23 protein-coding genes and 1 other annotated feature are annotated in these 22,144 nt (G+C 39.1%); of the genes, 4 read left to right on the forward strand and 19 right to left on the reverse strand.

Annotated elements, in window-relative coordinates; all coding sequences use genetic code 11:
- Positions 1-62: 62 nt before the first annotated feature.
- From IGJ49_RS13810 to yfmF, 5 genes are all read right to left on the reverse strand, one after another.
- Positions 63-1,307: a competence/damage-inducible protein A gene (locus IGJ49_RS13810; RefSeq protein ID WP_023520517.1), complete on the reverse strand. Its 1,245-nt coding sequence runs from the start codon at positions 1,305-1,307 to the stop codon at positions 63-65.
- A gap of 226 nt (positions 1,308-1,533) precedes the next feature.
- The gene (gene pgsA, locus IGJ49_RS13815) at positions 1,534-2,112 is read right to left on the reverse strand and encodes a CDP-diacylglycerol--glycerol-3-phosphate 3-phosphatidyltransferase (RefSeq protein WP_019723896.1); all 579 of its coding nucleotides are present in this window, start codon (positions 2,110-2,112) and stop codon (positions 1,534-1,536) included.
- 171 nt (positions 2,113-2,283) lie between these two features.
- Positions 2,284-3,174, reverse strand: a complete 891-nt coding sequence (locus IGJ49_RS13820; protein ID WP_010734073.1) for a helix-turn-helix domain-containing protein — start codon at positions 3,172-3,174, stop codon at positions 2,284-2,286.
- 295 nt (positions 3,175-3,469) lie between these two features.
- A complete protein-coding gene (yfmH, locus tag IGJ49_RS13825) occupies positions 3,470-4,759 on the reverse strand; it encodes an EF-P 5-aminopentanol modification-associated protein YfmH (RefSeq protein WP_023520520.1) in 1,290 nt (429 codons plus the stop codon).
- Positions 4,752-6,020, reverse strand: coding sequence for an EF-P 5-aminopentanol modification-associated protein YfmF (gene yfmF / locus IGJ49_RS13830; protein ID WP_023520521.1), 1,269 nt, complete (start codon positions 6,018-6,020; stop codon positions 4,752-4,754). Before yfmF ends, yfmH begins: the two co-directional genes overlap by 8 nt.
- A gap of 222 nt (positions 6,021-6,242) precedes the next feature.
- On the opposite strand from yfmF, the gene mscL reads away from it, so the two are divergent.
- Together mscL and IGJ49_RS13840 are read left to right on the forward strand one after the other, a co-directional pair.
- Positions 6,243-6,707, forward strand: a complete 465-nt coding sequence (gene mscL / locus IGJ49_RS13835; RefSeq protein ID WP_010734070.1) for a large conductance mechanosensitive channel protein MscL — start codon at positions 6,243-6,245, stop codon at positions 6,705-6,707.
- A gap of 121 nt (positions 6,708-6,828) precedes the next feature.
- On the forward strand, positions 6,829-8,256 hold the full coding sequence (locus tag IGJ49_RS13840) for an IS1182 family transposase (RefSeq protein ID WP_371740615.1): 1,428 nt from the start codon (positions 6,829-6,831) through the stop codon (positions 8,254-8,256).
- Between the two features lie 25 nt (positions 8,257-8,281).
- On the opposite strand, the gene IGJ49_RS13845 is transcribed toward IGJ49_RS13840, so the two are convergent.
- The 12 genes from IGJ49_RS13845 to IGJ49_RS13900 all read right to left on the reverse strand — a co-directional run bounded on the left by IGJ49_RS13845 (position 8,282) and on the right by IGJ49_RS13900 (position 18,791).
- A complete protein-coding gene (locus tag IGJ49_RS13845; RefSeq protein ID WP_023520523.1) occupies positions 8,282-8,719 on the reverse strand; it encodes a GNAT family N-acetyltransferase in 438 nt (145 codons plus the stop codon).
- A 93-nt stretch (positions 8,720-8,812) separates the two neighbouring features.
- Positions 8,813-9,058, reverse strand: a complete 246-nt coding sequence (locus tag IGJ49_RS13850) for a Veg family protein (RefSeq protein ID WP_010734068.1) — start codon at positions 9,056-9,058, stop codon at positions 8,813-8,815.
- Positions 9,059-9,174: 116 nt separating this feature from the next.
- Positions 9,175-9,750, reverse strand: coding sequence for a sigma-70 family RNA polymerase sigma factor (locus IGJ49_RS13855; RefSeq protein WP_019724411.1), 576 nt, complete (start codon positions 9,748-9,750; stop codon positions 9,175-9,177).
- A gap of 77 nt (positions 9,751-9,827) precedes the next feature.
- Positions 9,828-10,358 (reverse strand): NYN domain-containing protein, encoded by a 531-nt coding sequence (locus IGJ49_RS13860; protein WP_010734066.1) that lies wholly within the window; start codon positions 10,356-10,358, stop codon positions 9,828-9,830.
- 3 nt (positions 10,359-10,361) lie between these two features.
- Positions 10,362-11,225 carry a 23S rRNA (guanosine(2251)-2'-O)-methyltransferase RlmB gene (gene rlmB, locus IGJ49_RS13865; protein WP_023520524.1) on the reverse strand — a complete coding sequence of 288 codons (864 nt, stop codon included), beginning with the start codon at positions 11,223-11,225 and terminating at the stop codon, positions 10,362-10,364.
- Positions 11,209-11,613 carry a Mini-ribonuclease 3 gene (locus IGJ49_RS13870; protein WP_010734064.1) on the reverse strand — a complete coding sequence of 135 codons (405 nt, stop codon included), beginning with the start codon at positions 11,611-11,613 and terminating at the stop codon, positions 11,209-11,211. The genes rlmB and IGJ49_RS13870 overlap by 17 nt, the downstream gene beginning before the upstream one ends.
- On the reverse strand, positions 11,610-13,022 hold the full coding sequence (cysS, locus tag IGJ49_RS13875) for a cysteine--tRNA ligase (protein WP_023520525.1): 1,413 nt from the start codon (positions 13,020-13,022) through the stop codon (positions 11,610-11,612). Before cysS ends, IGJ49_RS13870 begins: the two co-directional genes overlap by 4 nt.
- Positions 13,006-13,554 (reverse strand): serine O-acetyltransferase EpsC, encoded by a 549-nt coding sequence (gene epsC, locus IGJ49_RS13880; RefSeq protein ID WP_010734062.1) that lies wholly within the window; start codon positions 13,552-13,554, stop codon positions 13,006-13,008. Before epsC ends, cysS begins: the two co-directional genes overlap by 17 nt.
- A gap of 82 nt (positions 13,555-13,636) precedes the next feature.
- Positions 13,637-13,870, reverse strand: a binding site (T-box leader).
- Positions 13,867-15,327, reverse strand: coding sequence for a glutamate--tRNA ligase (gene gltX, locus IGJ49_RS13885; RefSeq protein ID WP_010734061.1), 1,461 nt, complete (start codon positions 15,325-15,327; stop codon positions 13,867-13,869). It overlaps the preceding feature by 4 nt.
- Positions 15,328-15,652: 325 nt before the next feature.
- Complete coding sequence (locus IGJ49_RS13890) at positions 15,653-16,801, reverse strand: PIN/TRAM domain-containing protein (protein ID WP_010734060.1); 1,149 nt, start codon at positions 16,799-16,801, stop codon at positions 15,653-15,655.
- Between the two features lie 26 nt (positions 16,802-16,827).
- Positions 16,828-18,198 carry a DNA repair protein RadA gene (radA, locus tag IGJ49_RS13895; protein WP_010734059.1) on the reverse strand — a complete coding sequence of 457 codons (1,371 nt, stop codon included), beginning with the start codon at positions 18,196-18,198 and terminating at the stop codon, positions 16,828-16,830.
- Positions 18,199-18,263: 65 nt separating this feature from the next.
- Complete coding sequence (locus IGJ49_RS13900) at positions 18,264-18,791, reverse strand: dUTP diphosphatase (protein ID WP_438723868.1); 528 nt, start codon at positions 18,789-18,791, stop codon at positions 18,264-18,266.
- Between the two features lie 214 nt (positions 18,792-19,005).
- On the opposite strand from IGJ49_RS13900, the gene proB reads away from it, so the two are divergent.
- Both proB and IGJ49_RS13910 read left to right on the forward strand, forming a co-directional pair.
- Positions 19,006-19,809 (forward strand): glutamate 5-kinase, encoded by an 804-nt coding sequence (gene proB / locus IGJ49_RS13905; RefSeq protein ID WP_010734057.1) that lies wholly within the window; start codon positions 19,006-19,008, stop codon positions 19,807-19,809.
- Positions 19,809-21,056: a glutamate-5-semialdehyde dehydrogenase gene (locus IGJ49_RS13910; protein WP_010734056.1), complete on the forward strand. Its 1,248-nt coding sequence runs from the start codon at positions 19,809-19,811 to the stop codon at positions 21,054-21,056. Before proB ends, IGJ49_RS13910 begins: the two co-directional genes overlap by 1 nt.
- 180 nt (positions 21,057-21,236) lie before the next feature.
- On the opposite strand, the gene IGJ49_RS13915 is transcribed toward IGJ49_RS13910, so the two are convergent.
- Positions 21,237-21,545, reverse strand: a complete 309-nt coding sequence (locus IGJ49_RS13915; protein WP_175401350.1) for a hypothetical protein — start codon at positions 21,543-21,545, stop codon at positions 21,237-21,239.
- An 84-nt stretch (positions 21,546-21,629) separates the two neighbouring features.
- Positions 21,630-22,070 carry a DUF2798 domain-containing protein gene (locus IGJ49_RS13920; RefSeq protein WP_019723030.1) on the reverse strand — a complete coding sequence of 147 codons (441 nt, stop codon included), beginning with the start codon at positions 22,068-22,070 and terminating at the stop codon, positions 21,630-21,632.
- Between the last annotated feature and the right edge of the window lie 74 nt (positions 22,071-22,144).

The following is a 22,144-nucleotide window of genomic DNA, read 5'->3' on the forward strand; positions in this document are numbered from 1 at the left end:
TTACGTTTATAATATCTTTTTTATTTATAAAAAGCAAGCGAAAACCGAACAAATATTCGCATTTATTTTTTTCTTAATAGTTGCTTTCTTAGCAGATCAAATCCTTGCATAATCGCGCTATTTCTGATTGCCGAACGGTCTCTTGTGAAGTGACATTCTTTTGTTTCTACGCCTTCTTTTGATGCAACGGCAAGCCAAACTGTACCCGCAGGATGTCCTTCTAATGTGTCGGGTCCCGCTACGCCAGTAAACGCTACGGCATAATCTGTACCAACGAGTTGGCGTGCTCGAATCGCCATTTGTTCGGCGCATTCTTTACTGACTGTGCCAAACTGCTCTAACAGGTCTGGATCGATGCCTAAGAGCTTTGCTTTGGTCTCTGCTGAATAAGTCACAAAACCACCAGAAAAGACTTGAGAGACGCCAGGAATCGCTCCTAGTGCGGATTGAAAGCCTCCGGCTGTCAAACTCTCAACTGCTGTGACTGTCTTCCCCTGTTCTTTCAGTAGATCCACGACGGCTTGTGGCAACGAATAGTCATCCCCATAGCCATAAAAATATTCACCGACACGGGCTTGGATTTTTTCTTCTAGTGCGTGCAACGCTTGATTCCCTGCATGGATGTCTGACGTTTTGACGGTCAATCTCAGTGTGACTTCATTTGGTTTGGCATAAGGAGCAATCGTGGGATTGATTTGTGTAGCAATCAAGTCTTTTAGATCGGTTACTAATTGTGATTCACCAATGCCATAGAAGCGCAACACTTTTGAGATCAGTTTTTCTTCTGAAGGGAATTGTTGTTCTAACAAGGGGCGTACTTGTTCTACAAACATCGGCTTCAACTCACTCGGTGGCCCAGGAAGTAAAAGATAGGCATTGCTTTTCGTTTGATAAAACGTGCCTAACGCTAAGCCAGTTCGATTAGGTAATGGTGTGCCACCTTCAATGATTTGGGACTGTTGTAAATTGTTATCCGTCATTTTTCTTTTTGTCGTTTCGAAAAATGCCAACAGTTTCTTGTAACCTTCTGTATTTTGGATCAGTTTTCTATCAAGGTGTTTTGCAACAACTTCTTTTGTTAAATCATCTTCTGTTGGTCCTAATCCACCACATAAAATGATTAGTTCACTTCTTGATTCAGCTAACTGGAGTAACTCCTCCAAACGAGTCGGATTATCCCCGACAACTGTGTGATAATAGACATCGATTCCTAGATCTGCTAACTGTTCTGATAAAAATGTCGCATTCGTATTCACGACTTGTCCAAGTAATAATTCTGTTCCTACTGCTATGATTTCAGATTTCAGATTTGATCGCTTCCTTTAGTTGAGGTTGCTTTTGCAACATCTCTATTTATCTGTAAATCAGTCTTTGTTCGACTAATTATCTCTACCAAATAGTATACGCTATTTGCTGATAGAATCATTTCTCCTTGCTCAATTTATTCTTGTGATTGCGTCTATGTCAAAAAAATAAAAATCAGACCGGAAATGACCGATCTGATTGCAAGGTTCACTAAGTGACTCTATGATTTTACATGGATCCTTTGAATACGCCACGATTCTTGATAAAGTAATCGACACCTGAATAGATGGTAAAAATCAGACAAGCGTATAACATGATTTGATCAAGGGGTACATTGATCAAGTTGAATGGGATATTATTGATGAATAATAAAATGATCGCAATCATTTGAGTAGCTGTTTTTACTTTTCCAGGCCAAGCAGCTGCCATGACTTCCCCGTCCTCGACAAGCAATAATCGTAACCCTGTTACAGCCAACTCACGACAAACGATGATCGCAATCACCCATGCTGGCGCTTTTCCTTGACCTACCAACATGATAAAAGCTGTCATAACTAACATTTTGTCTGCTAATGGATCAGCAAATTTTCCGAAGTTCGTCACTAATCCTCTGGAGCGAGCAATTTTCCCATCTAGCCAATCCGTCACACTTGCTAAAGCAAAAATGATGGCACCTACTAGCTGAGTGATCGCTAATGACGTTGTTCCTACCGTTAATTGCCCCCAATCTAACGGAAGGCCGACGACTAAAATAAACACTGGAATCATACAGATTCTAAGTACAGTTAATTGATTTGGTAAATTCACAAGAACGACTCCTTTCTTTCCTATTTTACGTCAGTCCAGCAAAAGTTTCCACCAATAGTCTCTCAATTGCTAAACAAATCTTTCACTACATTATAACCTACTATCTAAACAAGAAAAGAGAGCCCAACACGAGATTCCGGCTCTCTTTTACACGGTTGATGTTTAAACTAGTTATTCTGCATACTGCAAGGAAAGCGAAATATTCTTCAGACTCGTATTATTTGGGCCTGCGTTGATAGGCAGTTCTTCACCATTTAATTTGACCGTTGCATTACTCGCTGCTCCAAGTGTGATCATTGCATTTGTCGTATTTTCTGGAAGTTCTGTTGTTTTTGTATCATTGGCAACCAAGGTTTCTTGATAGTGATAGTCAAACGTATTGTTCAATTGGACACCAATCCAGACACGTTCACTTGCTGTAAATTCCAATGTGATCGGTTTTTTCGCATCTTTTACCTCGATTGAAAGCGCACTTCCTGTGTCTTGTCCCGGTGTGATGATCATTTTTTTCTCTTCTTCTGTTGATTTTGTTGTCGATTCCACGGTCGATTCAACCGTTGATTCACTTGACTCCGGTTCTTCTTCCGTGATCGAACCATCGACAGATACCGTTGAAGCTGTTCCACCAATGATCGGCTCCGATTGACGGTCTTGCCATGACATATATGCCACTACTGTGATAATTGCTACAGCGACTAATCCTAATAAAATCACTGGCAGACTTGTCCAGAATTTTGTTAGATTCTTTTCTTCTTCGTGCATGGCTTTTCTTGAACCACTCACTGTTTCTGGTTCTGGTCGTTTTTTGATGGTCTCATCTGCGAAAGATTTTTTCCCATCAAAAACATCCACTAAATAATCACCATCTTCACCAACAGCTTCTGCATATTGACGAATAAATGCACGAACATAAAATTTACCTGGCAATTGATCAAATTCGTTTTGATCGATCGATTCCAAGTAACGTTTTTGGATCTTCGTCATTTGTTGTAATTCATCTAATGATATTTTTTTGTTTAAACGGGCTTGCCGTAATTTTTCCCCGATGGTTTCAAAAGCCACTCGTTCATCTTCTCCAGTCTGTGTATTCTAGTCAGAAGGTGCTTTCTCTACTGAGGATCGACCATTTTTTCTGACTGCTTCTCATTGAATTTTTGCTTTATTCATGCTCAATTTATAGTGTTCCCTCTATATTGATCAATCTTGCACTCAATCTACTTAAGAATACCACAAAGCGAACTTACTTTGGACAACATTTCATCTGTTTTAAAGTGAAATTTAAAACTTTCTTTTATTCTTACAAAAAGCATGACGAAACAGCGAGTATGTCCAATAAATTCAGAGTTTTTTTACTGTTTCACTTTTTTGGCTGCATATAAAATTCACTAAACACATCAGCATTGATAAAAGAGCGTCCTACTTGAAGAAGATCCGTCATCTGGATTGATTCAATGATTTCTGGCAAATCAAACAATGTTTGGTCACCAAATAGACTTTGTGTAAATTGATTGGCGATGTATTCGATGGAGTTCAATGATTGGAAATACTGCCCTAACATTTTCTTTTTCAATAAGTTCAAGTTTTCTTCTGTGATTCCTTCGTCATGTTCAAAGTTCAATAGAATCTCTTTTATTTTTTTTACTGCTAGTTTTGGTTGGTCCGAATCGCCACTGAAGTCAGCAAAATGAAATTCACGATCTAAACTAAACTCAAAGCCAAAACTATCATCAATAATTCCTTCGTTGTAAAGGGCTAAATAGTTTTGTGCAGTTGGGCCTAAAAGTAATTGTAGTAACAAACGAATCGCTGTTTTATATCTGAGCAATTCTCTCCCATTTTCAGGTAACACATCGATTCCTTTGATCCCTAACACAAATTTTTCTCGTGTGATCGCTGCTTCTAAGGTACTTATCGGCAGAACATCTGCTTGATTTTCGGGAAAGAATCGTTCGATTTTTTGAGCGGGTGGAAATTCTTTGGTAGCTTGATTGTGGCGAATTTGCTCCATCAACTGTTCTGGTTCCAAATTACCAACTACAAATAACACCATATTGCTTGGTTGATAAAAGGTGCGATAGCAAGTATATAGATCCTCTGCTGTGATGTCAGCAATACTTTCCACCGTTCCTGCAATATCGATGTGTAATGGATGATTGGGGTATAGATTGTTTAAGATACCAAAGAATAACCGCCAATTCGGATCGTCTTCATACATCTGGATTTCTTGACCAATGATCCCTTTTTCTTTGTTGACTGTTTCTTCAGTAAAATAAGGTGCTTGAACAAAATCAAGTAAGGTCAAAAGATTCTTTTCTACCTGATCTGTCGTTGAAAACAAATAGCTGGTTTTTGTAAAGCTCGTAAACGCATTCGCTGATGCTCCTTGTTGACCGAACAACTGGAACACATCGCCTTCTTCTTTTTCAAATAACTTATGTTCCAAGAAATGCGCGATCCCATCAGGAACTTTCACTTTTTCCGTTGCATCATAGGGAATAAATTCATTGTCGATCGACCCATAGTTCGTACTGAATAAACCGTATGTTTTGTGATAATCGTTTTTTGGTAACAAGTAAACCGTCAAACCATTCGGTAAGACTTCGTGATACAGTGTTTCATTGATTTGACTGTACTCTGCTTTATGCATTCTCTTCACCTCCAGCTAAAAAGAAAATTGCTTGTAATTCGATTTGGTTTGCCACTTCTTGAATATCTTCGATCGTTACACGTTCCATGCGAGCCAGCCATTCCTCGTCCGATAGTTCAGTATCAGGAAGCCAGTGTGCTAAATAAGCGGATTCGATTGCAGCTTGTGGCGAATCCAAAGACAACAAATAGTGATTACGTAACATTGCCTTGGTTTGTTCAAGCTCCAATTTAGTGACTTCGCCATTTTGTAAACTTGCCAGTTGTTGATGGATCAAGTGCAAGACTTGATTACGATTTTTGGTCTCAATGCCTGTTTGTACAGTCAATAACCCACGAAAAGTATCAACGTTGCTAGACGCATAATAAGCTAAGCTTTCTTTTTCACGTACATTCATGAAAAGTTTGGAGTGAGGGAAGCCTCCGAATAAGCCATTAAAGACCATCAATGAAAAACGTTCAGGCTGATCGTAATAAACATTGGTTTGATAGGCTAGGTTCAGTTTGGCTTGCACCACTGGTTCTTGGATTTGTCGTTCCTTGATCACGTTGTTTTGTGTTTGTTGATAAAAGATTTCTGGTCGTACCACTTTTCGCTCAGTGAAAGGAAGCTCTTTTAACGCTTCGATTGCCATTGTTTCTTCGATATCACCCACTACAAAAATATCCACTTGGTCTTCTTTGATCATACGTGCATAATATTCTGCTAAGGCACTTGATGTGATATTTTCGAGTTCTTCAACGGACCCCATACTTGGGATTTTTTGTGCATCTGACTGTTCAAAATATAATTCTTGTAATGCTAATGAAGCCATTGTTTGCTTATCTTCATTTAAGCTTTCCAAATATTGCTTTAAGTTATTTTTCTCTAAATCAAATGTTGCTTGATCAAATGTTTGATTTTTGATGTTAGGGAAGAATAATACCTCTTTTAAAAAGGAAACGGCATTCGTCAAAATCGTGCTGTCATTGACATACGCACCATTGACGAAACTGATTCCCGCATTCATCCAATGTAGATTGCCTTTTTTCCGAACAGAAAAACCGAAACCAGCTCCATACAAATCAGCTAATTTTGCACTTAATTGTGTCTGATCCGGATAGTTCAAGCTATTCGTCTCTAATAAACTACTCAGTAATGAACGTTTGGTGACGATGTCTTTTTCTAAGGCTGTGGTGAACCGTACAAAAATACGGATCGTTTTAAATTGTTTGGTTGGTAGCACATGAAGGTTGACACCTTCTGTCAATTGATAGGCCATAAATAACTACTCCTTTTTGTCATGATCCTTGGATCTCTTAGCGATGATCGTTGTTGTTTCAACGACATAAAAGTTCTCTTTTTTTGTCCAATTTTTTTAAAAGTCACTTTCTAGTATAGCATACAAGTGATTGAACGAACGTGTGGGGATATTATTAAGCGTGTTGTTTTTACATTTTTTTATTCTTCGATATACTAGGATTAACAAGAAAGGAGAAAAACAATGATCAAAGAATTTAAAGAATTTATCATGCGAGGCGATGTGCTAGATCTAGCTGTCGGTGTAGTGATCGGTAGTGCTTTTACGGGCATTGTGAATCAAATCGTTCAAGGTCTGATTACTCCCTTAATTGGTTGGGTCGTTGCAATGATCACAGGTACCTCTGATTTGGATGGTGCATTGTCTGTTCTTGATTGGTCACCTGCGAAAGGGGTCACCTTTTCTTTTGGGAATGTTATTAGTGCAATTATTACATTTGTCATTACTGGTTTTGTTCTATTCCTAGTGGTCAAAGCAGCCAATCATGCGAAAAACTTACGTCCAAAAGAAGAAGAAGTGGTGGAAGACAAACCCACTGCGGAAGATTATCTTAGTGATATTCGCGATCTATTGGCACAACAAACAGCTGAAAATAATGCACGCCCCACTGCCCAAGCAACTTCTGAGAGCACGGATCCTAAAGCGTGAGATAAAAAAAACAGAAGGAAATCCTTCTGTTCAGACTGTAGACAAACTCCTAGATTTGGAGTGTTGTTTGCAGTTTTTTTGTTTTATACTCATTGTATAAACTATTCTGGGAGTGATTCTAATGATGAGAAAACAATCGATTGAAGGTAGAAATCAATTTGCTATGTTAACAATTGATGATCTTGTACCTAAAGATCACTTAGTTCGAAAGATTGATGCTGCGATTCAGTTTGATTTCATTTATCCCATTGTAGAATCTACGTATTCGACCCATGGTCGTCCCAGTATTGATCCAGTGGTCTTAATTAAATTAGTATTTATCCAATATTTATTTGGTATCCGTTCGATGAGACAGACCATTAAAGACGTTGAAACAAATGTTGCTTATCGTTGGTTTTTAGGTTATTCATTCGAGGATCCTATCCCGCATTTCTCTACTTTTGGTAAAAACTATGTTCGAAGATTTAGAGAAACAACTTTATTTGAAGACATTTTCTCTCATATTCTAGAACAAGCTGTAAAAGCTGGCTTCGTTACGGAAGACAACCTTTATATTGATTCTACTCATATTAAGGCAAATGCCAATAAACATAAGTTCACAAAAGAAATGACCTACGGTCAAGCTAAAGCTTATCAAGATGAATTAGAAGATGAAATAAATAAAGAACGTATTGCTGTAGGAAAACGTCCTTTTACATGGGACACAGAAAGTGAGTTGAGTCTTCAAAAAATAAGTCATTCAGATCCAGAAAGTGGTTACTATGTTAAAGGTGAACGAGAAAAACAATTTGCTTATTCCGCGCATACTTCCTGTGAAGATAATGGTTTTATCTTATCTACATTAATCACACCAGGAAATGTACATGACAGCCAAGTCGCAATCGATCTGGTCAAACAGTCGAAAAGAGCTTTTCCAAATATAAAGCGTGTTGTCGCTGATGCAGGATATAAGACGCCTAAATTTGTTCATTTTCTGTCACACTTGAAACTCTACCCGATTCTTCCATATACTGTACCTCATGGAGTAAAAGGAATGTTTCGTAAAAAAGACTTTGTTTATGATGCCTATTTTGACTGCTATTTATGTCCCAATAATCAACCGTTGTTATTTTCAACTATCACTCGTGATGGTTATCGAACCTATAAATCAAATCCAAAATTCTGTAGGAGTTGTCCATTACTTAAAAACTGTACTTTGAGTACAAAACATCAAAAAATAGTAACTCGACATGTTTGGGCGGATCTTATGGATGAACTTGAACACCAACGCCATACGGCGTTGAATAGAGAAATTTATAAAAAGAGAAAACAAACTATTGAACGAATATTTGCAGATGCAAAAGAAAAGCATGGTATGCGTTGGACAAAATATCGAGGTCTCGAAAAAGTCGCCACGCACACGATGCTTACGTTTGCTGCCATGAATTTAAAAAAACTAGCCTCATGGCTATGGAAAGCAAAAAAGCCTATGGCTTTTTATTTCAAATTTCTACAAAGACTAATAAAAAGGAGTTGGCAATTAAGCCACTCCTTTTTGTCTACAGTCTGAACAGAAGGAAATCCTTCTGTTTTTTTTATGCTTGTTTTCTCATGTCTAAGTGGGGGATTCCATCTTCTAAATATACTTCTGAGATTGCCTGAAAACCAAAGGATTCATAAAATGATTGTAGATATTCTTGTGCCCCGATCACGATCGGACGTCCAGGTGCATTGGCTTCGATCGCCGCTAATGTTTGTGCCACGATTTTTTGTCCTAACCCTGACTTGCGATGCGCCTGATTGACCAAGACTCGTCCAAAATGAACTGTGTCTTCTTCTGCATAAATACGTGTATATGCCAAAATCGTACCATCTTCATCTTTAAAATAAGTATGCCATGCGATTTCATCGATCTCATCGACTTCTTGGTAAGGACAATTTTGTTCAACAACAAATACGGCGATTCGCTCTTTCACGATTGCATAAAATTCTGCTGTTGTTAGTTCTGCAAATTTTTTTACATAATGCTTCATCATCAGGACCTCCGTTCTTTCTTGCTAATAGCATAACGAGTTAGATACAAAAAAGCAAACGAACCTCATATATAATCTAGGTCCGCTTGCTTTTTAAACTGCTTCAGTTAAAAATTCGATCTCAACTGTTCGAGTAAGTACATCTGAATAACTGTAAGATACTCGTTCAAATGAATTTTCTTCAGGATCTAAGTCTACGACAAATACTGAAGGATAGGTTTCTGTTAAAACGCCTCGGCGTTCCGTTTGACGCTTTCTTCCGGTCTGTGCAACCAACATGATTTGGCTGCCGATACGACCTTCTAAATCTTTTTTGATTGTAGCTAAAGTTAGTGGCATACAATTCACCTCAATTACTATCATACCATATATAGTAAAATTTTTCAAGTTTACCATATCAAAAAAAGAAATGCAATAGAAATAAGTAAGAAAAACATTAGTAATGCTATAAAAAATCACTCATTATAATCTTTCAGATGTTTTTTTATCTTATATTTCACTCGACCGTAAGCGCTTTTTATTTGCTTCAGATCCATTGATAATTCTCTCTCCATCTCGCTAAAATCATTGCCTTGCATGTAATGTTGAAAGATTTTTGCCTCTTTTGATGAGAATTTGATATCACAGTCCTCGAAAGCTTCTTTTAATAGTAATTGTTGCATCGCAACAGGTTCTTGGATGGTGATCTCGGCTAAAAAATCTGGTCCTTCTGTCGCTATTTTTTGTTCAATAGAAATTTCATTTTTTTGGTCTCGACGTTTTAGCGCGTTTTGCTTACGCAATAAAGAGTAGATTTGGTTACTGATAATACTTTTGTAATAACTCCCAAAACTGACACCTTTATTATTTTCGTACGTTTTAAGTGCTTGATATAGAGCAATCCTTGCTTCTTGTTCCCAATCTTCACTTACATAATTCCTTAGATAATAAATATTTTTCAACCGTAATAATAACGGGAAATATTTTTGATACAGCATAGAAAATGCTTCTTCATCTCCATTACGGGCGGCGCACAATAACTCCTCGGACATAAAATAATTCCTCCATAACTTTCGATTATGGAGGAATCTTACCATCAATTCATTGAATAACTAATCGTATCTGGCTGTTATTTTTCTTTTCTCATTAAATCGTCCAATTTTTGGGACAATTTTTCTAATTGTTCTTCATTCCACGGAGAATTTCGTCGAAAATCAATAAAACGCATATTTATATTATCTTGGGTAATATTTTTTTCTGTTTTTTTGATTGTTTTATATAATTCGTACGCGGAAGTTCGTAAGGCACCTTGTGAAAAAATCACCCATTGTTCCGCTAAGTCACTCGTTGCGACAGTCACTTGCGTCAAACGAGTATTCAACTCTCCAGCGATCCGCTCGATATACGTATCTGCCGTTTCATCCTCTTTTGTGAAAACAACTTCTAATTGGTATTTTCGATAATTTTGTTGGATACCCGGCACTAATTGTGCATCAAAGACAACGATTACTTCTAGGCCTTCATATTTTGCATAATTCGATAAACGATGCAACAAGGCTTCTCTGGCATCCGCCATTTTATCTTGCTTTTTCAGTGCCACTAATTCCGGCCAAGAACCGATCATATTATAGCCATCGACGATCAACAGCTGCTTCTTCATGCCTTATCCCCCCTGACGCTGAGAAAAAGCCTGATACATCAGTAGCCCAGCCGCAACACTCGCGTTCAAGCTTTGAACATGACCGACCATAGGGATCGTTAACAACTCATCCATTTCTTTCTTCAAGCCTGCACTCATGCCACGACCTTCGTTACCGATCACTAACGCTATCGATCCTTTTGCATTCCATGATTGGAAATTCGTTCCTTCCATATCCGTTCCGAATACCCAAAATTGTTGCTCTTTTAGCTGCTGGACAGTTTGAACTAAGTTTGTCACACGAGCCACTGGCACGTATTCAACGGCGCCTGTCGATGTTTTCGTCACGATTGGCGTGATTCCGACTGCGCGATGTTTAGGAATGATGACACCATCCACCCCACTGGCATCTGCCGTTCGTAAAATCGAACCAAAATTGTGAGGATCTTCGATACTGTCCAAGATCAAGAAAAAGGGTGTTTCCGTTTTGCTCTTCGCCTGTTCCAATAGTTGATCCAACGTCAGATATTCATAAGGCGTGATGGCCAATACCACCCCTTGATGAACACCACGATCACTCAGTAGGTCTAATTTCTGCTTAGGCACCCACTTGACCGGCACCGATTGTTCTCGAGCAATATTTTTCAACTCTTCAACCTTGTCGCCCCGTGAATCTTCTTGGAGGAACAATTTATTTCCACGACCTTGTTGCAAAGCTTCGACTGTCGCATGATGACCAAATACAAAATTGTCTTCACTCGTTGTGTCCTCTTGACCAACATAAACTGTTTCCTTCTTGGCACTACGTTTCTCATTGCCTTTTGTAAAACGTTGAGAATCTTTTTTGTTTCGTTTTTGATAATTACGTTCTTTATTTTCTTTCCTCATGGGTTTCACCTACTTTCTCAATACACCAATTGATCAATTCTTCCATACGTTCGGTTTGTTTTGTTAGATGTAAGTAGCCCATCAAGGCTTCAAACCCTGTTGCAACGCGATAAGTGGTAATATCCGCATTTTTTGCACTCGTATGGCTTTTGGCATTTCTACCCCTGCGATAGTAAAGTTCTTCATTTTCTGTTAACAGGTTTTCTTGCAACATTTGTTGGATCAAAAAAGCTTGTGCCTTTGCCGAAACATAGTGTGTCGCTGCTCGGTGCAGTTTATTCGGCTTTGTTTCACCTTTTTCAATCAAGTAATCTCGAATATAGATTTCGTAGATAGCATCTCCAACATAAGCAAGTGCTAAACCATTTAGTTGTGTATGATCTCTCATGCTTCTCTTCTCCAACGAGTACCTTGTGGAGTGTCATCTAACAAGATACCTTTTTCTTTTAATTGGTCCCGAATTTCATCACTACGAGCGAAATCTCGGTTTTTTCTGGCTTGTGTTCGTTCTTCGATCAGTTGCTCGATTTCTTCATCCAACATTTCTGCTGTCGTAAATAAGATACCAAAGATCGACAACCATTGGGTAAATAGTGCCTCACTTTTGGATAGGATCGTTTTGGAGACAGTCGGTTGTTCCAAATACGTATTGATCCATTTTGCTAATTCATAGACAACTGTGATGCCGTTAGCCGCATTGAAATCATCGTCCATTTCTTTGATGAATCGTGTCTCTAATTGTTCCAGTTCTGTTACCTGTCTCTCATCTTCCGACTGGGCTGCTACCGCATTTTCAAAACGGAAGTTTAGATTATCAAACGTATTTTTCAATCGCTGTAAGTTTGTCGCTGCTTCTTTCATCGTTGCTTCACTATAGCGAATCGGTCGACGATATTGTGTGGTTGCCATAAAGAAGCGTAACACTTGTGGGTCTACCTCTTGGATCATTTCGTGGACAGTGATAAAGTTCCCTAAAGACTTACTCATTTTTTGATCGTCTTCACCAATCGTCACATAGCCATTGTGCATCCAATAGTTCGCAAATTTTTTACCTGTTTTCGCTTCACTTTGGGCAATTTCGTTCTCATGATGAGGGAACTCCAAGTCTTGTCCACCACCATGGATATCGATTGTCTCACCTAAATGTTTCGTTGCCATCACGGAACATTCGATATGCCACCCTGGACGACCTTCGCCCCATGGCGATTCCCATGAAATTTCGCCTGGTTTTGCTTTTTTCCACAAGGCAAAGTCTAAAGGATCTTCTTTTTGTTGCTGTTCTGCGCCAGTACGTTGACTTGCACCAATCTCTAACTCGTCTATTGATTGATCACTCAATTGACCATAATCAGTAAATTTACGCGTACGATAATAAACATCGCCATTCGATTCATAAGCAAAACCTTTGGCGATCAATATTTGGATGAACACACGAATATCTTCCATGTGATCCATTACTCTTGGATGGCTCGTTGCTGGCTGCACATTCAAGGCTTTCGTATCTTCTTCAAAAGCTTTGATAAAACGATCAGCAACTTCAGGCGCCGTGATCCCAAGCTCATTGGCAGCCTTGATGATTTTATCATCCACATCTGTAAAATTCGATACGTAGTTCACTTGATATCCACGGTATTCCAAATAGCGTCGAATCGTGTCAAATGCAATCGTACTTCGGGCATTTCCAATGTGGATATAATTATAGACAGTTGGTCCGCAAACATACATTGAAACTTGTCCTTCTTTTAAAGGAACAAAAGTCTCTTTTTCTCTTGATAGCGTATTATAGATTTTTATCATTCTCATCCCCTACTTTCTCTCCATTGATTCGGACAACTTTTGCTGGTATCCCTACTGCTGTTGCCCCATCAGGTATATCTTTTAAGACGACTGCGCCTGCACCGATTTTCGCATCTTTTCCTATGGTGATCGGTCCTAAGATTTGGGCATTGGCTGACAACATTGCGCCTTTTTTGACGGTTGGATGTCTTTTCCCCGTTTCTTTTCCAGTCCCCCCTAAAGTGACACCATGAAACAAGACGACATCATCTTCGATTTCTGCTGTTTCTCCAATAACGATTCCCATACCGTGATCGATAAATACACCCGTTCCAATCGTCGCTCCTGGATGTATCTCTATTCCCGTAATAAATCGCCAAAATTGGGCATTCATTTTGGCAATCAAATAGAGACGATGGCGATATAAATAATGGGAGAAACGATGCCAAAATAATGCATGTAGCCCAGGATAGGTCAAAATGACCTCTGCTGTGGTACGCGCTGCTGGATCATTTTTCTTTACGGCAATGACAGCTCGTTTGAACCATTCCATCGACTTCCTCTCCTTTCCTTTTTCGACTGTATGTAAGAACAACGAAAGACAACTAAAAAACGTCTTTTAATAAGTTTCCTTATTAAAAGACGCTATGAGGCGTGGTTCCACTTTTTTTCATAATCAAATGATTATCTCTAACAGGTAACGTCTGCTATTCGTTCTTCGCTACTTTCAAGGATTGAGATTGATCAACCCCCTCTTCGCAAAGACCACTCCCAGAGGCATTTCAAAAAAGAACAATTGACAACTTACACCACCCGTTGACTCTCTTGAAACCATTCTTTTTTTACTTCTTTCTGTTCATCGTGTTTAGTTCAATACTTGGTTTAAATGTGCTAAAGATTTTTCTTTTCCTAACAATTCGATTGTTTCTGGTAATTCAGGTCCATGCATTTGTCCTGAAACAGCGACACGGATCGGCATAAACAGGTTCTTTCCTTTTACCCCTGTTTCTTTTTGTACTGCTTTGATTGCTGCTTTGACTGTTGGTGCATCTACCACTTCCATTTGAGTAAGTTGTTCTTTGAAAGCTTTCAACACAGTCGGAACCGTTTCACCCGCTAATACTTCTTTGGCTGCTTCATCTAATACAGGATGTTCGTTAAAGAATAATGTTGATACTTCAACGATTTCCGCTGCATAACTCATTTGTGGTTGGTACAGACGAACAATTTTTTTCACCCATTCGATTGTTTGTGCATCTGGATTTTCTTGCACACGACCATCAGCGATCAAATAAGGTAAACACATTTCTGTCAATGCATCTAGATCCATTTCTTTGATGTAATGGTTGTTCACCCATTGTAATTTTTTTGCGTCAAATGCTGCTGGTGATTTGCTCAAGCGCTGTGGATCAAACATTTTGATCAATTCTTCTTGACTGAACAATTCATCTTCACCGACAGGCGACCAGCCTAGTAAAGCAATAAAATTGAACATCGCTTCTGGTAAGTAGCCTAATTCACGGTATTGTTCGATAAATTGTAAAATCGATTCATCACGTTTACTTAATTTTTTGCCCGTTTCAGAATTGATGATCAAGGTCATATGCCCAAATGTTGGCGCAGTCCAACCAAATGCTTCATAGATCATTAATTGTTTTGGTGTATTCGCAATATGATCATCCCCACGTAATACGTGAGTGATCTTCATTAAGTGATCGTCAACAGCTACCGCAAAGTTATAGGTTGGCATACCATCGCGTTTTTGGATGACATAATCCCCACCGATATTGTCTGATTCAAAGGTGATATCTCCTTTGACCATGTCGGTAAACGCATATTCTGTATTGCGCGGCACACGGAAACGAATCACTGGTACAATACCTTCTGCTTCTTTTTTCGCTTGTTCTTCAGGTGACAAGTTCGCACAAGTCCCAGCGTAGTGAGGCATTTCGCCACGCGCACGTTGCGCTTCACGTTCTGCTTCTAATTCTTCTTCTGAACAATAGCATTTGTAAGCACGATTGCTTGCTAATAACTGATCGATCCATGGTTGGTAGATTTCTTTTCTTTCAGATTGACGGTAAGGACCGTATTCACCTGGATTTTCAGGTGATTCATCCCATTCCATCCCTAACCATGCAAGATTCTCTAATTGGCTTTTTTCGCCATCTTCAATATTTCGTTTTTGGTCAGTGTCCTCAATGCGGATAATGAAATCTCCATCATTGTGACGGGCAAATAAATAATTGAATAATGCAGTTCGTGCATTCCCAATATGCAAATGCCCTGTTGGACTTGGTGCATAACGTACGCGTACTTTCGTCATTTTCTTCCTCTTCTTTCAAACTAGACTTTGAGACGCCAAAAACAACTGACAATACAATATCTTATCAGATTGTTTTGGGTTGTATCTCCTTTAGCGATAAATGTTGAAATTTAAAGCTACTCAGCACAAATTTTACCTTTTATACGTTAAATAGTAAAGAGATTATGAAAAAGTCATTCAAATCTACGTAAGAAGGCGGGAATCGAAAAAATAGTTTGGCCTACTTTTCAATCCTCGCCTACTCCACCTAAACTGAGGAAACAAAAACCATCTCTCTAAAAAATCTGACGATGTCTAATTGCCTCATATTTACCATATTGCGTTTTTATTTCGCTTTTTTCTCATTTTCACGCTTATTGTCGATTCCTCTACCCGCATGAGCAGGTTTTGCAAAGATCATTCGTCCAGCAGCTGTTTGTAGTGCACTCGTTACCACGACTTCGATCCGTTCATTCATGTAATGTTGCCCATCTTCCACAACCACCATTGTACCGTCATCTAGATAAGCCACTCCTTGTTGACGTTCTGTGCCTGCTTTGACCACTAGTACATTCATATTCTCACCAGGGATAACGACTGGTTTCACTGCGTTAGCAAGTGCATTGATATTGAGAACAGGTACATTTTGAAATTCAGAGACTTTGTTAAGATTATAATCATTGGTCACGATGACACCATCCAATAGTTTTGCCAATTTGATCAGCTTACTATCTACTTCACTGATGTCTTCAAAATCACCATCATACATCTCAACTGAAATACCTTCTTCTTTTTGTAACGCATTCAAAATATCTAGTCCGCGACGTCCACGTACCCGCTTCAGGCTATCGCCAGAATCAGCGATATATTGTAATTCATACAGGACGAAATTTGGGATCATCAAGGTTCCTTCTAGAAATCCTGTTTTTGTAATATCGTAAATACGTCCATCAATAATGACGCTTGTGTCTAAAATTTTATATTTATGAAAATGATCATCTAATTTGCGTTCTAATAACTGACTTTCCACCTGACTAGGTGTTTCTTGCTCCACCTTTTTACTTCTAGGTCCAAATATTTTCTTCCATTCTTCGATGCGGGTCGTTCCCATTCGCAAGCCCAAATAACCAAGGATCACCATCAATAAGATGGGTAAAACACTGTTCACAAAAGGTATTTCAATATTGTAAAGCGGCGTTGAGATCACAACCCCCAACGTTAGGCCAATAATTGCACCGATTGCGCCAAATAAGAGATACGTCAAGCTGACTTCACTTAATTTTTCTTCAATTTGCTTGATGACTGCTGTTATATGTTTTGCCAATAGCAAAGATAATAGAAAGAAAATAAGTGCACCTAACAAGCTATTGGTAAAGGTGTTATTCAGCCATCCATTCGTCTGTTGACCGACCGCCTGCCAAGCTGTAGGTAAAAAAGAAATCCCTAAGCTGGCACCAACGATGATCATCAGTAAGGTGATGACACGTTTTTGCATCCTGTTTCCTCCATTTCATTTTGATTTTAGCGAAATACTCGTCTAAGAGTTTCATCAAGTGTAGCAACACCTACGACTTCGATACCCTCTGGAATATTCCAACCACCTAAATTATTTTTAGGTAAATATACTTTTGTAAAACCTAATTTTTGTACTTCTTTGACTCGTTGTTCAATTTGGTTGACTCTTCTGATTTCACCAGTCAGACCGATTTCTCCAATAAAACACTCCGTTGGTTGCGTTCCTTTTTCTTTGTAACTAGACGCAATACTGACTGCAATCGCTAAGTCGATTGCAGGTTCATTTAATTTTACCCCACCAGCTGCTTTTAAGTAAGCATCTTGATTTTGCAACAATAATCCTGCCCGTTTTTCTAAGACTGCCATGATCAATGACACCCGATTAAAGTCTAAACCAGTCGTTGTTCGTTTGGCATTTCCGAACATCGTAGGCGTGACTAAGGCTTGGATCTCAACCAAGATCGGACGTGTACCTTCCATGGCGACAACGATCGCTGAACCTGTCGCCCCATCCAATCGTTCTTCTAAGAAAATCTGTGAAGGATTGGCTACTTCTTCAAGGCCATGGGTGTGCATCTCAAAAATACCGATCTCATTGGTGGAACCAAAACGATTTTTGACGGCACGCAAAATGCGAAAACTATGATGTTGCTCACCTTCAAAATACAAGACCGTATCAACCATGTGCTCTAACATGCGCGGACCTGCAATCGAGCCTTCTTTCGTGACATGACCTACTATAAAGATAGCAATACCGTTTGTTTTTGCGATTTTCAATAGCTCAGCTGTGGTTTCTCGCACTTGACTAACACTACCAGCGACACTCGTAATATCAGGTTGAGTCATTGTTTGGATCGAATCGATGATGACATAATCAGGTGAAATTTGTTCGATGGCTCGACTGATTTCATTCATATCTGTCTCTGCATACAAGTAAAACTCTGTGTCGATCGAACCTAATCGTTCTGCACGCAACTTGATTTGGTCCGCACTCTCTTCTCCCGATACGTAAAGGACTTTTCCACCAATAGCAGCCAGTTGCTGTGATACTTGCAAGAGTAAGGTGGATTTTCCGATACCAGGGTCGCCACCGATCAAAACCATCGAGCCAGGGACCACACCACCGCCTAAAACACGGTTCAATTCTTCTAGCTTCGTCTTTACTCGTGGTTCTTTCTTAGGAACCACCTCAGCAATTTTTGTTGGCTTGGCTTTTTCTCCGGTCAAACTCGTTCGTACTCTGCGGTCCGTTGTATCTTGTTCGATTTCTTCAACCATGGTATTCCATTTACCACAATTTGGGCAACGTCCTAAAAATTTAGGCGACACATAGCCACAATTTTGACAAACAAATTGAACTTTTGCTTTTTTGGCCATTTCGGTGTACCACCTGTCTTTCATTTTACTTTTCTTGAGTTAAAGATAACTTAAATCTACTTTGCTTATTGGTTGGATGAACCAAATCCACCTTGACGAGCATTAGCGGTTTGATCTTGGTCCGCTTTTAAGAACGGTAGGAAGATTCCTTGCCCAATTCTTTCCCCTTTTTTGATCACTACATCTTTGAAACCAAAATTCGTGAATTGGAACATGATATGCCCTTCATTTGCTTCGTTATTATAATAGTCACTGTCGATCACGCCGACACCATTCGTCAAAATCAAAAAACGTTTTAATGGATTGCTCGAACGATTGGCTAATTGTAAGAATTCATCCTCACCCATATACGCTTTGATTCCTGTAGGCACTAAAACGGGTTTGATTTTCTTTTCCTCTGCTGACATTTCAGAGATCAGCGTATCTGATACAGCTGTTAGTCCTTGCTTGAACCCGGCTTTCCAAACACTTGGAATCACCACATCTTCTGCTGCTTCAAAATCATAACCGGCAGCGTGATGAGTCGCTCTTTGCGGCAATTGGATCTGTTGATCCTGATAACGTGTAATTACTTCAAAACCTCTTTTATTCACCGAATCCCTCCCAGAGTAAACTAGTTCTATTTTAACATACCAAGCGACTGAATACCCAAAGTTAACGAATTCTTCATGAAATTCCTTTCTCTATTTAAGAAACAAATTTATTGATTTTTTGAAAAAAAGTTTATTAAAACATGACTTTATGATTGAAAACAAGTAGAATAGAGCAAAATCATTTCTGTGTAAAAAAGATTAGTTGAGGTGCACCATGCGAAAAGAAATAATAGAAGCAAAACGAATCATTATAAAAGTAGGAACAAGTACGTTGATCTATCCAAATGGCAACATCAATTTGGGTGCGATCGATCAACTCGCTTTTGTTCTCTCTGACCTTCGTAATCAAGGCAAAGAAATCGTCTTAGTCTCTTCCGGTGCAGTAGGTGTTGGGATGCACAAGATGAATCTAGCAAAGCGTCCTAATACGATCCCCGCACAACAAGCGATTGCAGCAATTGGACAAGCTGAATTGATGAATATCTATAATCAACGGTTCAGTGCCTATGGTCAACAAACGGCACAAATCTTAGTGACGCGAGATGTTATCGATTACCCTGAAAGCCGAAAAAATGTTGTCAATACGTTAGAACAGCTACTAGCAATGGGAACCATTCCGATCGTCAATGAAAATGACACCGTCGCAGTGGATGAATTAGATCACTCCACCAAATTTGGCGACAATGATCAGTTATCTGCGATCGTTACCAAACTGATTGCCGCTGATCTACTCATCATTCTTTCAGATATCGACGGTTTTTATTCGGATAATCCAACCATCAATCCTGACGCTGAAATGTATCAAACAGTTACCGCGATCGACGATGAACTGATGGCCCAAGCAGGTGGTGCTGGTAGTGCCTACGGAACTGGTGGGATGGCAAGCAAACTAAAAGCAGCTTTAAGGATCTTTGAAGCAAATCGTCCGATGATCTTAGCAAACGGAAAAAATCCAGCAATCATTTTTGATATTTTAGCTGGAAAAGAAATCGGCACATTATTTAAGGAGGTTTTATAATGACTGATCTTAACCAACTTGGGATACAAGCAAAAAAAGGCGCGCGAGAACTTGCTTTGATGCCGACTAAACAAAAAAATGACTTATTGTTGCAAATGGCACAAACAATCAAGAGAAATCAACTAGCCATTCTTGAAGCCAATCAAAAAGACTTAGATCAAGCGACAGAAAATAATATTAGCGAAACAATGCAAGATCGTTTACGGCTAACACCAGAACGCATCCATACAATGGCGGAAGAAATCATTAAAGTGGCGCAACTAGACGACCCAATCGGAAAAGTCGATCACATGTGGCAAAACGAAGATGGTTTATTGATTGGCAAGAAACGTGTCCCTCTAGGTGTCATCGGCATGATCTACGAATCACGTCCGAATGTGACAACTGATGCGGCAAGTCTCGCATTTAAATCAGGAAATGCAGTGATTTTACGTGGTGGAAAAGAAGCCTTCCATTCCAATCAACTGTTGGTTGAATTACTTCAAGAAACATTGGGAAATGCTGAAGTTTCGCCTTACGCGATCCAATTCGTGGATGATACCTCTCATGAGACGGCTGCGGAATTGATGCGATTAACGGATTATTTAGACGTATTGATTCCTCGAGGTGGTGCTTCGTTGATCAAACGTGTGAAAGAGCAAGCCACTGTACCAATCATTGAAACGGGTACCGGCAACAACCATATCTATATCGATAAAGAAGCACAATTAGCCATGGCCGTGGATATCATTGTGAACGCCAAAACATCTCGCCCTTCTGTCTGTAACGCTGCCGAGACTTTGCTGATCCATTCAGAGATCGCACCTTTCTTCTTGCCATCTATTGAGCAAGCACTGGTTGAACATGGTGTCTCTCTACATGCAGATGCTCACGCGTTAGATTATTTAGAGACCGCAACCTTAGCAGACGAAACCGATTGGGATACAGAATATTTGGATTATATTTTAGCGGTTAAGATCGTTGATTCTTTGGACGAAGCAATTGAACATATCAACCGTCACAATACACAACATTCCGAAGCTATCGTGACGGACAGTTACACAGCAAGCCAACGCTTTTTAAATGAAGTTGATGCAGCTGCTGTTTACGTCAATGCGTCCACTCGCTTCACGGATGGTTCAGTATTTGGCTTCGGTGCAGAAATCGGTATTTCTACACAAAAACTTCATGCTAGAGGTCCAATGGGGCTAAATGAGTTAACAACGACGAAATACATCATCTATGGAGATGGACAAATTCGTAAATAATGTTTCACGGGAAACATTTTATGTGCGAGTTGTCTTTCATAATAAAGTTACGTAAAAATCAGATTATTCTTTATTAAAAGAAAAAAATAAGACGACATCCACAAAATTTTAAAATAAATTTCGTGGATGTCGTCTTGTTTCTAAAGAGTGCACACTATTAGTACATTCTCCCTTGATAGACTATTCTTCCGTTAATTGATCAAATAAAGAAAAGCCATCAAATGTTTCTCCATCGTAATAGCGCAATAATTGTTCACTCGTCAGATTTGTGGTAGTTTCTTTTTCCTCTTCTGATTCAAGAAGAAGTTGTTCACGATAGATTCGGTAGGTCTCTGCTAATTGTTGTTGCATTTTTATCCTTGAATTAGCCTCCGCATTGATCGTCGGAAGCTCCTTGATCAATCCCCGATAAATCAACTGTTCATCTACCCATTCAACAGGTAGTTCGACCATCGTCAAACCTACCTCTTTAAAATATTCTTCGATCATCATCTAAGCCTCACATTTATGTCTTGCTTGCATTTTAGCTTATCTAACTGAAAGTTGCTAGCGACAACATAGAGACTTCTTTATTTATTTTTGGATCGTCGCCAAAACTGCACGTGAAACTGGACCGACAAATAATAACTGTAACGGCAACGCCATGATCACATTCATTTTCCAAGCTGTAAGATAGGCAGAAAGAAATTGTTCTGGAATCCCTTGTTCAATAACAATACCGAATAATGACATACATGTCACCATACCTAAAACCATGAGACATGAAATCGTAAGGATCATTTGCATTTTATTTTGTTTATTTATAGGTAGTTTGAAAGCAATCTTTTTTGCGACTACTCCTACGATAAAAACATCTAAGATAAATGCCACGATAAATCCTGGTATAAGTCCTACGAATAAGTTTGATACATGCAACGCATTATGTAACCATAGATTATAGATACTCATCCCTAAAACCATCAGAAAACACATCATTGTTGTAAAAATAATTCCTTCTTTTTTGTTTGTTGGCACTTCAATCACTCCTTTTCATGAAAAACAGCATAGCATAAATGAAAATTTTTCGTAAGTTTTTATTTTATTTTTTT

Origin of the sequence: Enterococcus sp. AZ171 (genome assembly GCF_051714005.1) — a bacterium.
Classification (GTDB): domain Bacteria; phylum Bacillota; class Bacilli; order Lactobacillales; family Enterococcaceae; genus Enterococcus_B; species Enterococcus_B pernyi.

Excerpts from the sequence above, each read along its gene's own strand:
- IGJ49_RS13915 (WP_175401350.1), bottom strand. The coding sequence starts at position 21,545 with ATGATCGAAGAATATTTTAAAGAGGTAGGTTTGACGATGGTCGAACTA.
- epsC (WP_010734062.1), bottom strand. The coding sequence starts at position 13,554 with ATGGAATGGTTCAAACGAGCTGTCATTGCCGTAAAGAAAAATGATCCA.
- IGJ49_RS13855 (WP_019724411.1), bottom strand. The coding sequence starts at position 9,750 with ATGTCCGAGGAGTTATTGTGCGCCGCCCGTAATGGAGATGAAGAAGCA.
- IGJ49_RS13860 (WP_010734066.1), bottom strand. The coding sequence starts at position 10,358 with ATGAAGAAGCAGCTGTTGATCGTCGATGGCTATAATATGATCGGTTCT.
- mscL (WP_010734070.1), top strand. The coding sequence starts at position 6,243 with ATGATCAAAGAATTTAAAGAATTTATCATGCGAGGCGATGTGCTAGAT.
- proB (WP_010734057.1), top strand. The coding sequence starts at position 19,006 with ATGCGAAAAGAAATAATAGAAGCAAAACGAATCATTATAAAAGTAGGA.
- yfmF (WP_023520521.1), bottom strand. The coding sequence starts at position 6,020 with ATGGCCTATCAATTGACAGAAGGTGTCAACCTTCATGTGCTACCAACC.
- yfmH (WP_023520520.1), bottom strand. The coding sequence starts at position 4,759 with ATGCATAAAGCAGAGTACAGTCAAATCAATGAAACACTGTATCACGAA.
- IGJ49_RS13890 (WP_010734060.1), bottom strand. The coding sequence starts at position 16,801 with ATGCAAAAACGTGTCATCACCTTACTGATGATCATCGTTGGTGCCAGC.
- gltX (WP_010734061.1), bottom strand. The coding sequence starts at position 15,327 with ATGACGAAAGTACGCGTACGTTATGCACCAAGTCCAACAGGGCATTTG.
- rlmB (WP_023520524.1), bottom strand. The coding sequence starts at position 11,225 with ATGAGGAAAGAAAATAAAGAACGTAATTATCAAAAACGAAACAAAAAA.
- cysS (WP_023520525.1), bottom strand. The coding sequence starts at position 13,022 with ATGATAAAAATCTATAATACGCTATCAAGAGAAAAAGAGACTTTTGTT.
- IGJ49_RS13850 (WP_010734068.1), bottom strand. The coding sequence starts at position 9,058 with ATGCCACTAACTTTAGCTACAATCAAAAAAGATTTAGAAGGTCGTATC.
- IGJ49_RS13870 (WP_010734064.1), bottom strand. The coding sequence starts at position 11,613 with ATGAGAGATCATACACAACTAAATGGTTTAGCACTTGCTTATGTTGGA.
- IGJ49_RS13840 (WP_371740615.1), top strand. The coding sequence starts at position 6,829 with ATGATGAGAAAACAATCGATTGAAGGTAGAAATCAATTTGCTATGTTA.
- IGJ49_RS13910 (WP_010734056.1), top strand. The coding sequence starts at position 19,809 with ATGACTGATCTTAACCAACTTGGGATACAAGCAAAAAAAGGCGCGCGA.
- radA (WP_010734059.1), bottom strand. The coding sequence starts at position 18,198 with ATGGCCAAAAAAGCAAAAGTTCAATTTGTTTGTCAAAATTGTGGCTAT.
- IGJ49_RS13845 (WP_023520523.1), bottom strand. The coding sequence starts at position 8,719 with ATGAAGCATTATGTAAAAAAATTTGCAGAACTAACAACAGCAGAATTT.